This window comes from Rhizobium sp. 11_C7_N12_5, assembly GCF_051811145.1.
GTDB lineage: Bacteria > Pseudomonadota > Alphaproteobacteria > Rhizobiales > Rhizobiaceae > Rhizobium > Rhizobium lusitanum.
Genome location: NZ_JBPWPY010000001.1, coordinates 498695 through 511314, shown reverse-complemented (window position 1 = coordinate 511314; position 12620 = coordinate 498695). Strand labels below are relative to the sequence as shown.

The following is a 12620-nucleotide window of genomic DNA, read 5'->3' as shown; positions in this document are numbered from 1 at the left end:
AACAAGGAGTCTCGCATGAACAAACAGAAACTGCTCCTCTCAGCCACGGCAGTGGCCTTCGTCGCCTTTGGCGTCGCCCGCCCCGCCGCCGCCGAGACGCTGGATGTCGTCGCTTCCTTCACCGTGCTTGCCGATGTCGTCAAGCAGGTCGGCGGCGACCATGTGAAGGTGTCGAGCCTCGTCGGCCCGAACGGCGATCCCCATGAATTCGAGCCGTCGCCTGCCGACGCCAAGAGGCTCAACGCCGCGAAGGTCACCTTCGTCAGCGGCGAGGGCCTGGAAGGCTGGATGGACCGGCTGATCAGCGCATCGGGCTACAAGGGAACGCCAGTCGTCGCCTCCGATGGCATCAACACCCGCACCATGGTCGATGACGGCAAGACGGTCACCGATCCGCATGTGTGGAACAGCCCGGTCAACGTGAAGGTCTGGGTCGCCAATATCGAAAAGGCGCTCTCCGCGGCCGATCCCGCCGACGCTGCCGATTTCAAGGCCAATGCCGAGCGCTACACCAAGGTGCTCACCGAACTCGACGCCTATGCCCACAGCAACTTCGACAAGATTGCCGACGATCGCCGCAAGGTGCTGACCAGCCACGACGCTTTCGGCTATTTCGGCCGCGAATACAATGTCAGCTTCCTGTCGCCGCTCGGCGTCTCGACGGAAACCGAAGCCTCTGCCGCCGATGTCGCCAAGCTGATCGAGCAGATCAAGACGGAGCATGTGAAGACCTATTTCTTCGAAAACTCCAACGATCCGCGCCTCGTCAAGCAGGTCGCCAAGGCCACCGGCGCCGAGCCGGGCGGCGAGCTCTACGTCGAATCCCTTTCCAAGGCCAATGGTCCGGCTTCGACTTACGAGAAAATGTTCCGTTATAACGTTGACCAGCTGGCCGCCGCGATGGCGAAGTCGAGCTGAGCCGCCGACTGAACGAACACTGAGCAAACCGGGTCGCAGGTATGTTTTGCCTGCGGCCCGTTCTGCTTAAAGCCCGCTTTGCTTAAAGATTGAGATCGAAGACCAGCAGCCCGGCCAGGCCGCCATCGGTCGAAGAGACGATCCGCTCGCCGACGGCGACATGCTGCGGATGCACCAGATAGGCATCCCGCGCCTCGGCGCTCTCGAACGTTACGGCAAAACCATCGACAAAGCCGCCATGCAGCCCCTCCGGCGAGACATTCGGCCCGTATTTGACATCGACAATGCCGGGAATGACCTGCTGCAAAGCGGCCACGGATTCGAAAAGAGCTTTCTTCTCATCCTGTGTCATGGCGGATTTAAGCCGAAGAAAAACGCAGTGCAGGATCATGGATACAGCCTCCCTGGATGTTGGAGGCAGCATAGAGGGAAAGGGGGATGGGGCAAGATGGGGTGAGGTGATGTTGAGGCTTTTTGGTGGTGACTGGCTCAATGTTCTCAGTGGACCAGAAGCGGACTTTGAAGGCCTGGCAAAGTCGGTCCTCTTCCCCTACCCCAAAGGCTGATTGGATCTGTCCGTATTTTTGATGGACGATCCGCCCGAGAACCATTGTTAAAATTGCGATCCTCACCGTCATCTATTTTATGATTGGCCTTCCGAGTGCCATGTTTCAGCGCAAAAGAGCCTTGCAAGACAAATTGATCGAAGGCTTTCAATCGGTTCTGAGGATAGCATGAAGAAGCTGATGGCCGTGGCAATTCTGTTCGCTTGTCTTATCATAGGAACGCTCTATGCCACTGCAGGCGGTGACTATCCGCCGCTTCAAGACGGTGATCTGATTTTTCAGACATCGACCAGTAGCCAATCAAGCGCGATCATATTCGCCACTGGCTCCGCCTTTTCGCACATGGGCATCATCAAAAACGACAATGGCGCAATCACGGTCATCGAGGCCGCGGCACGGGTCAAAGAAACACCCCTGAAGACCTGGATCAATCGCGGCTTGTTGAGGCGAGTGGCGATCTATCGCGACCCGCGCCTCACACCCGAAAAAGCACGGCAACTTCTGTCCTACTCCCGCACGCTCTACGGTAAACCCTACGACCTCTTTTTCTCCTTCAACAATGATGCGATTTATTGCAGCGAACTGCCCTATCTCGCCTACAAGGCTGCCGGCATCGACATTGGCAAGGCACAGAAAATATCTGAGCTAAACATCGACAACATGCTTGTCAAAAACCTGGTTCAGTCACGATGGCAGCGCGATAGCGAATGCACCGAACGCGGTTACGATTTCGATCAGTGCTATAAATACATCCTCAATCAGAGCCTCGTGACTCCAGTCAGCATCGCCAAAGATCCAAATCTCAGGATGATTTATTCGGACTACCCACTGTGATGACGCGATGCTGACGGCCGACAAGAATCGACGATCGGAGTGGCCTTAAGGGAGAAAATCTGGGCCGAGAACGAACGACACCAACCCCCTACTTCCGCTTAAACGGCTCCATCCCCTTGCGCGCCAGCTCATCCGCGCGCTCATTCTCCGGGTGCCCAGCATGACCCTTCACCCAGTGCAGCGTCACCTGATGCCGGTTGCGGGCCTCTTCCAGCGCCTGCCATAGCTCGGCGTTCTTCACCGGCTTCTTGTCGGCGGTCTTCCAGCCGTTTTTCTTCCAGCCGAAAATCCATTTGGAGATGCCATCCATCACATATTTGGAGTCGGTGTGAAGATCGACCTCGCAGGGGCTCTTCAGCGCGTTGAGCGCCGAGATCGCCGCCAGCAGTTCCATGCGGTTGTTGGTGGTCTCGGCCTCGCCGCCGAAAAGTTCCTTTTCGACGTCGCCGTAGCGCAGCACCGCGCCCCAGCCGCCGGGGCCGGGATTGCCGGAGCAGGCGCCGTCCGTGAAGATATCGACATGCTTCATGCCTTCAGCCCGTATTCGGCTGCGGAGGCGATCTGGCGGTGGAAGCGCAGCTTGCGCAGATATTCGATCGGGTCCTTCTTGGTGACCATGGCGCCGGCCGGCGTCGTCAGCCAGTCGTAAAGGCGGGTCAGGAAGAAGCGCAGCGCCGAGCCGCGCGCGAGCGTCGGCAGGGCGGCGATTTCGGCTGAATTCAGCGGGCGCACGCTCTGATAGCCGTCGAGCAGCGCCATCCCCTTGGTGACGTTGTAGGCGTAGTCCTTCTCGAAGCACCAGGCGTTGAGGCAGATCGAGACGTCGTAGGCGAGCTGATCGTTGCAGGCGAAATAGAAGTCGATCAGTCCGGAAAGCGTGTCGCCCAGGAAGAAGACATTGTCCGGGAAAAGGTCGGCGTGGATGACGCCTTCAGGCAGGTCCTTCGGCCAATGATGCTCAAGGAAATCGAGCTCGCTGCGGATCTCGTTCTGCAGGCCGGGCTCGACCTCATCAGCGCGCGCCTCGGACTTTTCCCAGAGCCCTTGCCAACCCTCGAGCGACAGCGCATTCGGGCGGCGGATTTCGAAGCCCTCGCCGGCGACATGCATGGCGGCCAGCGCCTTGCCGACCTCGCGGCAATGATGCGCCTCGGGCTTCCTGAGCCACATGCCTTCGAGGAAGGAGATCAGGGCGGCAGGGCGGCCGGAGAGATGGCCGAGCAGCTCGCCATCGCGGCGGGGCAACGGCAGCGGGCAGGACAGGCCGCGGCTTGCCAGATGCTGCATCAGCCCCAGGAAAAACGGCAGGTCGCCCTTGTCGACGCGCTTCTCATAAAGCGTCAGGATCAGCGGATCGCGCGTCGTGTGCAGCAGGAAGTTCGAATTCTCGACTCCCTCGGCAATGCCCTTATAGGAGAGCAGTTCGCCTACATCATACTCCGTCAGGAACCACTTCAAATCGTCTTCGGTAATATCGGTATAAACAGCCACGAAACAGTCCTGAATTTGGGCGCTTTGGGATCGGTTATTCGCCGTTGACGAAGGCCATGTCGGCGGTCGTCAGCTCGATGCTGCGCAGCTCGCGATTGACGAGGAAATTCTCGGTTTCCTTCACCGTCTCGGCAAGCTCCACGACGGCATTGTAGCGGGCGCGGAACGCTTCGATGATCTCGTTGACGATAACCTCTGGCGCAGATGCACCAGCCGAAAGGCCGACAGTGCTGATGTCGTCGATATTGTCCCAGTCGATCTCCGAAGCGCGCTGGACGAGCACAGATTTCGTCGCCCCTGCCCTCAGCGCCACTTCGACGAGGCGCTTGGAATTGGAGGAGTTCGGCGCGCCGACGACGATGAAGAGATCGCAGCCGGGGGCTGCCTCCTTCACCACTTCCTGGCGGTTTGTCGTGGCATAGCAGATCGAATCGGCTGATGGGGCGGTGAGATTGGGAAAGCGCTCCTGCAGCCGCGCGATGACGCCGGCGGTGTCATCGACCGAAAGCGTCGTCTGGGTCACGAAGCCGAGATTATCGGGATCGGCGGGCTCGTAGACGTCGGCATCCTCGACGGTCTCGATCAGCGACACCGCGCCTTCGGGAAGCTGGCCCATGGTGCCGATCACTTCCGGATGACCGGCATGGCCGATGAGGACGACATGGCGGCCGAGGCGATTGTGGCGCATGGCCTGCTTGTGGACCTTGGAAACCAGCGGACAGGTCGCGTCGAGATAGAAGAGATTGCGCGCATCGGCATCGGCCGGCACGGATTTCGGCACGCCATGGGCGGAGAACACGACCGGCTGGGCGCGATGCTCGGCCGGGATCTCGTCCAGCTCCTCGACGAAGATGGCGCCCTTGGCTTCCAGCCCCTCGACGACATAGCGATTATGCACGATCTCGTGGCGGACATAGACCGGCGCACCATAGGCCTTCAGCGCCAGCACGACGATCTGGATGGCGCGATCGACGCCGGCGCAAAAACCGCGCGGCCCGCAAAGCCGGATGGTCAGGTCAGGTTTGGAAACGGCTATGTTCATGTCTCTTCCGAAATCCGCGACAGTGGCAGAGCTACAGATAGGTGCGCCCTGCCGCCTGCTCCGTTTAGTCCGCATGATCTTGTCCAAAAACCGCTGCGCACTTTTTGGGATCATGCTCTAGCCGAATATTCCATCGAAATGAAGCTATTCTATTGTGATGGCGCGTCCGGATGATGTTTACGCCACCAGGAAATCGCGACGATGGCAGCCAGCGCCACCGCCAGGCCATACCAGGTCACCGCATATTGCAGGTGGCTGTTCGGCAGATCGATGATGGTCACGCCGCCGATCGGCAAGCCCTGAGGATTGGGCGTCTTGTCGGCATCGATGAAGAAGGGCAGCACCTTGTCCTTGGGCAGCCCGACACTGGATGCCATCGCATCCAGGTCCCTCCAGAAGAATATGTTCTTGACCGTATCGTTGTCCGGCATGCCCGAGGGCCGGTCGACGAGCTTGGCGCGTGCAAGGCCGGTGACGGTCTGCTCGCCGGTCAGCTGCCCCTGCTTGCGCATTTCCGGCTCTTTGGCCTCGGACGGCACGAAACCCCGGTTGACGAAGACGAAGCGGCCATCGTCAAGCTGCAAAGGCGTATAGATGTGAAAGCCCGGCTCCTCTGCATAGGTGGCGAGGAAGTCCCGTTCCTTGTTGTTGAGATAGTGACCGGCGGTAGTCACCACGCGATATTCTATGTCGCCGCCGGAAGCGGCCATCGCTTCGATCGCCGACAGCGGCACGGCAGGCGCATCCTTGCGCGCGGCAATGTCGGCCAGCAGGCCTTCCTTCCAGTGCAGCCGCTGGACCTGCCAGGTGCCCAAACAAACCAGGATGACAAGGACGGCGAGCAGGATCAGCGCCTTGCCGATTTGCCACAGAGGATTGGCGCGGCGGACTGATACAGCAGACTCAGTCACGACTGATCTGCCCTTCGCTGGCCTTGTTGCGATATTGCAGCGCGATCAGAATGCCCTTGCACCACCGCAGGGACAGCAGCGACAGAATGATGGTGAGCGGCGCAAACAGCACGATATAGACCCACACCGGCGGCGCATAATTGATCTGCATCCACAGGACCAGACCGATGACGATGAAGCCGACGATCAGGATGACAAAGACCGCCGGCCCATCGCCGGCATCGGCAAACGTATAGTCGAGATTGCAGGCGGAACAACGCGGCTTTATCGACAATAATCCATCGAAGAGCTTGCCATGGCCGCAGCGCGGGCAACATCCCTGGATACCGACCTTGAACGGATCGACGGGGGCAAAGAGGGTGCTGTCATCACGGGGTGCCCCGTCGGGGCCTTTGTCTTGCTCTGAGGTCAAAGTTCTGTCTCGATCGGCCTGTCATTGCGGACGAGCATTCCGATCCCGCCCCCTGTCATCATCAGTAGCGGCGATGGGTGCGTCCGTCCAATCGAAAAGCTCTGACATCGTCGCATTCGGGCCGGAATATATGCAAAAGGGACCTATTTCATGGAACATGGCGACGGTGGCTCAACGGGCCGCATCATCATCCTGAACGGTGCGCCGCGGTCGGGAAAATCCAGCATCGTCGAGGCCATCCAGGCCGGATTCGACGGCGTGTGGGTCAATCTCGGCGTCGACGCCTATATCAGGCACATCACGCCGGCGCGCTACCGTCCGGGCATCGGCCTGCGCCCCGGCGGCGAGCGGCCCGATCTCGAACCGCTCATTCCGCGCTTTTATGCCGCACTGTATGCGTCGATCGCCGCTCACAGCCGCATGGGCTTGAATGTCGTCGCCGAGTTCGGCCATCACGACGCCTATTCGAGCCCGCTCGGCATTCTGGCGGATTGCGCCTGGCAATTGGCCGGGTTGCCGGTTCTATTCGTCGGCGTGCGCTGTTCTCTCGATGTGGTGATGCAGCGGCGGCTGGCGGAAAGCCCGGAGAGGCAAGGAATCTACGTTCCGATCGGCCCTGATATGGCCGTTCCCGCGCCGGTGCTTGCCTGGCAGGAAGAGGTGCATCGGCCCGGCATCTACGATCTGGAGGTCGATACCTCGGCAAAAAGCCCGCAGGCATGCGCAGATGAGATCAAGCAGGCTCTGGATCGCGGCATTCCGAGCCCCTCGGCATTCGAGCGGCTTGCGGCGGGCGGCTGAAGCCGCCCAAACAGAAAGGCGGACACCTGGTGCCCGCCTTCCATTTCATTGCAATGGGATATTGGCGATCAGCCGGCCGCGACCGGCGCACCCCAGCTGCCCCAGATGTAGATGCAGAAGAACAGGAACAGCCAGACGACGTCGACGAAGTGCCAGTACCAGGCGGCCGCCTCGAAGCCGAAATGCTGCTTCGGGGTGAAATCGCCCCTGATGGCGCGGCCGAGGCACACCAGCAGGAAGATCGTGCCGATCAACACGTGGAAGCCGTGGAAGCCGGTCGCCATGAAGAAGGTCGCGCCATAGATCGAGTTCTTGAACTCGAAGGGTGCGTGCGCATATTCGTAGGCCTGCACGCAGGAGAACAGCGCGCCGAGAAGGACTGTCAGCGTCAGCCCCTGGATCATGCTCTTGCGGTCGCCATGCAGCAGCGCATGGTGCGCCCAGGTGACCGTCGTGCCCGACAGCAGCAGGATGATGGTGTTGTAGATCGGCAGGTGCCAGGGATCGAGCACCTCGACACCCTTCGGCGGGAACTGGCCGCCGAGGAAAGCCGTACGCGAAGCCTGGATCGCCTCGTTCGGGAACAGGCTGACGTCGAAATAGGCCCAGAACCAGGCGACGAAGAACATCACCTCGGAGGCGATGAACATGATCATGCCGTAGCGCAGGTGCAGCGAGACGACGCGTGTATGCGCGCCTTCATGCGCCTCCTTGATCGTGTCCGACCACCAGCCGTACATGACGTAGAGGATGACAGCCAGGCCGATGAAAAACAGCCAGGGCTGCGCAAAGTTGATCCCAAACAGATGCAGCGCGCCGCCATTGAGGTAGCGCATGAAGCCGACGCCGCCGAAGGTGATCACGAAGGCCCCGATGGCCGCGATGAACGGCCATGGGCTGGGATCGATAATATGATAATCGTGTTTCTTCTGATGCGCTTCGGCCATGTCAGCAATCCCCGAATAACTTTTTCCCATATTGCTTCCGGTGAACCCGAAAAGCACTCTCCATCAAAGTTTTTTTTCCGCCGGCTGCACTGCGCCGTCATTCGACGCCAAGGGCTTTGCGCCCTCCCGCGGGTAGAATGTGTAGGACAGTGTCAGCGCGTTGATCGACTTGGTTTCCGCAGCCTTGGTGATTTCAGGATCGACGTAGAAGACCACCGGCATCTCGCGCTTTTCCCCGGGCGCGAGATCTGTTTCATTGAAGCAGAAGCATTGGACCTTGTTGAAATAGACACCGGCTTCGAGCGGCGTGACATTGAAGATCGCCTGGCCGCGTTCCACCTTGTCGGACTTGTTTTCCACCAGGAACTTGACCTCGATCGTCTCGCCGATCTTCGGGTTCACCGATTTTTGCGCCGGCTTGAAATCCCAGGGCAGGCCGGGCGCGACATTGGCGTCGAAGGAAACCTGGATCGACTTGTCGAGAATGACGCTGGATACCTGTTCCGTACGCTGCGTGGTACCGTTGTAGCCCGTAACCTGGCAAAACATGCGATAAAGCGGCACAGCGGCGGCACACATGGCGCTCATGCCGATGACGAAGCTCAGGCACATGGCAACGACCAGCCCGTTGTTACGGGTGCCGGTTCTTGCGCTCTTCGTGACCTCCTCCTCCATCATCCCTCCTCAACCGTGTCCGGTGCCGACCTTGATGATGGTGATCGTGTAGAACAGGATCACCAGGCCGGCCAGTACTAGGCCGAGCGCGATATTGCGCCCTCGCCGCGATTTCTTCTGTGCTTCCGTCAATTTGACGAGGTCGATCATAGCCAGCCTCCGCCGCCGCTCGACATCAACACGGCAATGAGCCGGTCGATCAGCAGCGCGGAAAAGATCGCAAAGAGATAGATGATGGAAAAGCCGAAGAGCTTCTTTGCCGGAACCATCTTCTTGTCGCCATCGGCCATGCGCCAGACGGCGATGGAACAGTGCACGAAGATCGCGCCCAGCACCGCGGCGACGACGCCGTAACCCAGGCTCGCAAAGCCCATGAAAGCCGGTACCACACCGACGATGGCGGTCAGCACGGCATAGACGACGATCTGCTTCTTGGTCGTGGGGATACCAGCGACGTTCGGCAGCATCGGGACGCCGACGGCCTCGTAGTCGCCCATCTTGAACAGGGCCAGCGCCCAGAAATGCGCCGGCGTCCAGAGAAAGATGATGAGGAAGAGCACGATGCTCTCGATCGACACACTACCGGTGACGCAGGCCCAGCCGATAACAGGCGGGAAGGCGCCGGCGGCGCCGCCGATGACGATATTCTGCGGTGTCGAACGCTTCAGCCACATCGTGTAGATGACGGCGTAGAAGAAAATCGTGAAAGCGAGTATCCCGGCGGAGAGCCAGTTGACGGCAAGACCGAGGATCACCACCGAAAAACCTGACAGCACGAGGCCGAACGCCAGCGCTTCGGAGGCCCTGATGCGGCCCGAGGGTATCGGCCGGCGCGCGGTGCGGCTCATCACCGCGTCGATATCGGCATCATACCACATGTTCAAGGCGCCGGATGCGCCGGCACCCACGGCTATGCAAAGAATGGCGATGAAACCGAGAATCGGATTGATATGACCGGGAGCCAGCACCAGGCCGGTAAAGGCGGTGAAGACGACCAGCGACATGACCCGCGGTTTCAGAAGCTCGAAATAATCGCGTGCACTCGCTTCCGACAAGCCGGTTTCGCCTTTCTTTGCGAGCGCTTCGTGATTGTCGATGACCGTCATTCTCTCTTCCAATTGTCAGTTGAGCCGGACGCCGCTCATCACGGCGTCCGGAAACAGGCTTACTTGATGCGCGGCAACTCTTCCCACTGGTGGTGCGGCGGCGGCGACGAAAGCTGCCACTCAAGCGTGGTTGCACCCTCACCCCAGGGATTGTTGCCTGCAACGCGCTTCTTCACGAATGCATCTATAACGCCCCAGAAGAAGAAGCAAACGCCTACCGCTGCGACATAGGAGCCGATGGAGGACACGAAGTTCCACCCCGCATAAGCATCCGGATAGTCGATGTAGCGGCGCGGCATGCCCGCGCGGCCGAGGAAGTGCTGCGGGAAGAACACCATGTTCACACCGACGAAGGTGATCCAGAAGTGCCAGTTGCCGATCCGCTCGTTGTACATGTAGCCGGTCATCTTCGGGAACCAGTAGTACCAGGCGGCGAAGATCGCAAAGACCGCGCCGAGCGACAGCACGTAGTGGAAGTGTGCCACAACAAAGTAGGTCGCGTGCAATTCGCGGTCGAGGCCGGCATTGGCGAGCTGAACGCCGGTGACGCCGCCGAGCGTGAACAGGAAGATGAAGCCGAGCGCCCAGATCATCGGCGTGCGGAACTCGATGGAGCCGCCCCACATCGTCGCGATCCACGAGAAGACCTTCACGCCGGTCGGAACCGCGATGACCATCGTCGCGAACACGAAATAGCGCTGCGTGTCGAGCGACAGGCCGGTCACGTACATGTGGTGGGCCCAGACGACGAAGCCGACCGCGCCGATCGCAACCATGGCGTAGGCCATGCCGAGATAGCCGAAGATCGGCTTGCGCGAGAAGGTGGAGATGATGTGGCTGATCATGCCGAAGCCGGGCAGGATCAGGATGTAGACTTCCGGATGGCCGAAGAACCAGAAGAGGTGCTGATAAAGCAGCGGGTCGCCGCCGCCTTCCGGCGCAAAGAACGTCGTGCCGAAGTTGCGGTCGGTCAGCAGCATGGTGATGGCGCCGGCAAGAACGGGCAGCGACAGGAGCAGCAGGAAGGCAGTGACCAGCACCGACCAGGCAAACAGCGGCATCTTGTGCAGCGTCATGCCCGGGGCACGCATGTTGAGGATCGTCGTGATGAAGTTGATCGCGCCGAGGATAGACGAGGCGCCGGCAAGATGCAGCGCGAAGATCACCAGATCGATCGCTGGGCCCGGATGGCCGACGGTACCCGACAACGGTACATACATCGTCCAGCCGGCGCCCGCGCCATAAGCACCCGCGGGACCCTCGACGAACATCGAAAGAATGAGCAGCAGGAAGGCCGGAACGATGAGCCAGAAGGAGATGTTGTTCAGGCGCGGAAACGCCATGTCAGGCGCGCCGATCATGATCGGCACCATCCAGTTGGCAAAGCCGCCGATCATCGCCGGCATGACCATGAAGAAGATCATGATCAGCGCGTGGGCTGTCACGAAGACGTTGTACATCTGCTTGCCGCCGTCGATGGCGGCATCGCCCGAATAGCCATAGACCATGGACGCCAGACCGCTGAAGATCTGAATGCCGGGCTCCTGCAATTCCATGCGGATGGCAACGGACAGCAGGAAACCGATCACACCCGCGAAAATCGCGAAGATCAGATAGAGCGTGCCGATGTCCTTGTGATTCGTCGAATACAGCCAGCGCTCGGCAAAGCTTGGCGTGTGAGCGTGATGATCGTCATGCGCATGGGCGTCCTGAAGATCGTGCGAATGATCGTCGTGTGCCGTGGATCCAGCCATTGTCCCTACCCCTCCTTATTTCGCCGTGTTTTCAGCGACCTTGACGGTTGCCGGTTGGTCGACGGCGGCCATCAGAGCCTTGTTCGCCTTGCTCAGATCAGTTGCAGCGGAAGCCATCCACTGCTTGTACTGATCGTCGGAGACGACACGGATGGCGATCGGCATGAAAGAGTGATCCTTGCCGCAGAGCTCGGAACACTGGCCGTAAAACAGGCCTTCGCGGTCAGCTTTGAACCAGGTCTCGTTCAGACGGCCAGGAATAGCGTCGATCCTGATGCCGAAGGCAGGCATGGCGAAGGAATGGATGACATCGGTCGGCGCGGCAGTGACGAGAACACGGACGTTCTTGCCGATCGGCACCACCATCTCGTTATCGACGGCAAGGAGCCGAGGATATTTCGACTTGTCTTCCTTGCCGGCGGCCGCCCGATCCGGCTCCTTCAACATGAACGAATCGAAGGCGAGCGGCGTGGTGCCGCTGTTCTCGTATTCATAATTCCACTGCCACTGCGTCGCCGTCGCCTTGACGGTCACGTCCGTCTGCTCCGGGAAAGTCAGCTGGTCAGTGAGAAGGTTGAAGGAAGGAATGGCCAGGAACAGAAGGACGAGGACAGGACCTATGGTCCAGGCGACCTCGACCAGCGTGTTGTGACTCGTCCTGGAGGGCACCGGGTTTTTGGAAGCCCGGAATTTCACGATAACGACGACCAGAAGGACGAGAACAAGCAGCGTGATCGGGATGATAAACCAAAGCGTGTATGCTTCAAACCAGCGGATTTGATGCATATTGCCGGTCGCCGCCTCCTGCATACCGGTTTCCCAAGGTCTCGGCTGATCGGCATAACTGCCTGTCGCGAAAAGCAGACAGATCAGAGCCGTCAGAGCCGCGTAAGCTCTCTTAATCACGATGTCTCTCCCTCCAGCGTTTGATCCCAGATCAACCTCAAACGCAGTATCCCTACAGTCTATTGCGCTTCAAACCACAGTTTGGGGTACTCCGCAACAACTCCCGCCATTTGTTAGTGCGGCATTTTTGCGCGAATATGCCGTCCCCTTTTGCCAGCCGGACATGGCAAGCATTTCATCATCATACGAAAAATTGCATCGCGGTCCATGGCGTCACACGGACAAAATGGAGTACACGTCGTATTTCCGCCGTAGTC

General features: G+C 59.6%; 15 protein-coding genes. 3 read left to right on the top strand and 12 right to left on the bottom strand.

Annotated features, from left to right (window positions below; translation table 11 throughout):
• Positions 1-15 precede the first annotated feature (15 nt).
• On the top strand, positions 16-918 hold the full coding sequence (locus AB8B29_RS02425; RefSeq protein ID WP_113119268.1) for a metal ABC transporter solute-binding protein, Zn/Mn family: 903 nt from the start codon (positions 16-18) through the stop codon (positions 916-918).
• 82 nt (positions 919-1000) lie between these two features.
• Here AB8B29_RS02425 and AB8B29_RS02420 read toward each other — a convergent pair whose 3' ends face one another.
• Entirely contained in the window at positions 1001-1309 is a 309-nt protein-coding gene (locus tag AB8B29_RS02420; protein WP_113119269.1) for a Dabb family protein, read from the bottom strand.
• A gap of 343 nt (positions 1310-1652) precedes the next feature.
• On the opposite strand from AB8B29_RS02420, the gene AB8B29_RS02415 reads away from it, so the two are divergent.
• Positions 1653-2318 carry a YiiX/YebB-like N1pC/P60 family cysteine hydrolase gene (locus tag AB8B29_RS02415; RefSeq protein ID WP_113119270.1) on the top strand — a complete coding sequence of 222 codons (666 nt, stop codon included), beginning with the start codon at positions 1653-1655 and terminating at the stop codon, positions 2316-2318.
• Between the two features lie 88 nt (positions 2319-2406).
• Here the strand turns inward: AB8B29_RS02415 and rnhA are convergent, their stop codons facing one another.
• From rnhA to AB8B29_RS02390, 5 genes are all read right to left on the bottom strand, one after another.
• Positions 2407-2847, bottom strand: a complete 441-nt coding sequence (rnhA, locus tag AB8B29_RS02410) for a ribonuclease HI (protein ID WP_034508264.1) — start codon at positions 2845-2847, stop codon at positions 2407-2409.
• The gene (locus AB8B29_RS02405) at positions 2844-3809 is read right to left on the bottom strand and encodes a homoserine kinase (RefSeq protein ID WP_113119271.1); all 966 of its coding nucleotides are present in this window, start codon (positions 3807-3809) and stop codon (positions 2844-2846) included. The genes rnhA and AB8B29_RS02405 overlap by 4 nt, the downstream gene beginning before the upstream one ends.
• Before the next feature lie 34 nt (positions 3810-3843).
• Positions 3844-4851 (bottom strand): 4-hydroxy-3-methylbut-2-enyl diphosphate reductase, encoded by a 1008-nt coding sequence (gene ispH, locus AB8B29_RS02400; protein WP_113119272.1) that lies wholly within the window; start codon positions 4849-4851, stop codon positions 3844-3846.
• Positions 4852-5000: 149 nt separating this feature from the next.
• On the bottom strand, positions 5001-5762 hold the full coding sequence (locus tag AB8B29_RS02395; protein WP_113119273.1) for an SURF1 family protein: 762 nt from the start codon (positions 5760-5762) through the stop codon (positions 5001-5003).
• Positions 5755-6174 (bottom strand): DUF983 domain-containing protein, encoded by a 420-nt coding sequence (locus AB8B29_RS02390; protein ID WP_047560663.1) that lies wholly within the window; start codon positions 6172-6174, stop codon positions 5755-5757. The genes AB8B29_RS02395 and AB8B29_RS02390 overlap by 8 nt, the downstream gene beginning before the upstream one ends.
• Before the next feature lie 150 nt (positions 6175-6324).
• On the opposite strand from AB8B29_RS02390, the gene AB8B29_RS02385 reads away from it, so the two are divergent.
• Positions 6325-6975: a phosphotransferase-like protein gene (locus tag AB8B29_RS02385; protein WP_113119274.1), complete on the top strand. Its 651-nt coding sequence runs from the start codon at positions 6325-6327 to the stop codon at positions 6973-6975.
• Positions 6976-7043: 68 nt separating this feature from the next.
• Here AB8B29_RS02385 and AB8B29_RS02380 read toward each other — a convergent pair whose 3' ends face one another.
• The 6 genes from AB8B29_RS02380 to coxB all read right to left on the bottom strand — a co-directional run bounded on the left by AB8B29_RS02380 (position 7044) and on the right by coxB (position 12363).
• On the bottom strand, positions 7044-7922 hold the full coding sequence (locus AB8B29_RS02380) for a cytochrome c oxidase subunit 3 (protein WP_037198608.1): 879 nt from the start codon (positions 7920-7922) through the stop codon (positions 7044-7046).
• Between the two features lie 63 nt (positions 7923-7985).
• Complete coding sequence (locus AB8B29_RS02375) at positions 7986-8597, bottom strand: cytochrome c oxidase assembly protein (RefSeq protein WP_037198633.1); 612 nt, start codon at positions 8595-8597, stop codon at positions 7986-7988.
• Between the two features lie 9 nt (positions 8598-8606).
• Complete coding sequence (locus AB8B29_RS02370) at positions 8607-8747, bottom strand: hypothetical protein (RefSeq protein ID WP_037198606.1); 141 nt, start codon at positions 8745-8747, stop codon at positions 8607-8609.
• Positions 8744-9703, bottom strand: coding sequence for a heme o synthase (locus AB8B29_RS02365; RefSeq protein WP_092572932.1), 960 nt, complete (start codon positions 9701-9703; stop codon positions 8744-8746). The genes AB8B29_RS02370 and AB8B29_RS02365 overlap by 4 nt, the downstream gene beginning before the upstream one ends.
• 59 nt (positions 9704-9762) lie before the next feature.
• Positions 9763-11457 (bottom strand): cytochrome c oxidase subunit I, encoded by a 1695-nt coding sequence (ctaD, locus tag AB8B29_RS02360; protein WP_037198602.1) that lies wholly within the window; start codon positions 11455-11457, stop codon positions 9763-9765.
• Between the two features lie 15 nt (positions 11458-11472).
• On the bottom strand, positions 11473-12363 hold the full coding sequence (coxB, locus tag AB8B29_RS02355; RefSeq protein WP_037198600.1) for a cytochrome c oxidase subunit II: 891 nt from the start codon (positions 12361-12363) through the stop codon (positions 11473-11475).
• Between the last annotated feature and the right edge of the window lie 257 nt (positions 12364-12620).

Bases quoted from the DNA above. Each gene is read 5' to 3' on its own strand.
- AB8B29_RS02370 (WP_037198606.1), bottom strand. From the start codon at position 8,747: ATGATCGACCTCGTCAAATTGACGGAAGCACAGAAGAAATCGCGGCGA.
- AB8B29_RS02365 (WP_092572932.1), bottom strand. From the start codon at position 9,703: ATGACGGTCATCGACAATCACGAAGCGCTCGCAAAGAAAGGCGAAACC.
- AB8B29_RS02385 (WP_113119274.1), top strand. From the start codon at position 6,325: ATGGAACATGGCGACGGTGGCTCAACGGGCCGCATCATCATCCTGAAC.
- ispH (WP_113119272.1), bottom strand. From the start codon at position 4,851: ATGAACATAGCCGTTTCCAAACCTGACCTGACCATCCGGCTTTGCGGG.
- AB8B29_RS02380 (WP_037198608.1), bottom strand. From the start codon at position 7,922: ATGGCCGAAGCGCATCAGAAGAAACACGATTATCATATTATCGATCCC.
- rnhA (WP_034508264.1), bottom strand. From the start codon at position 2,847: ATGAAGCATGTCGATATCTTCACGGACGGCGCCTGCTCCGGCAATCCC.
- AB8B29_RS02420 (WP_113119269.1), bottom strand. From the start codon at position 1,309: ATGATCCTGCACTGCGTTTTTCTTCGGCTTAAATCCGCCATGACACAG.
- ctaD (WP_037198602.1), bottom strand. From the start codon at position 11,457: ATGGCTGGATCCACGGCACACGACGATCATTCGCACGATCTTCAGGAC.
- AB8B29_RS02425 (WP_113119268.1), top strand. From the start codon at position 16: ATGAACAAACAGAAACTGCTCCTCTCAGCCACGGCAGTGGCCTTCGTC.
- AB8B29_RS02415 (WP_113119270.1), top strand. From the start codon at position 1,653: ATGAAGAAGCTGATGGCCGTGGCAATTCTGTTCGCTTGTCTTATCATA.
- AB8B29_RS02375 (WP_037198633.1), bottom strand. From the start codon at position 8,597: ATGGAGGAGGAGGTCACGAAGAGCGCAAGAACCGGCACCCGTAACAAC.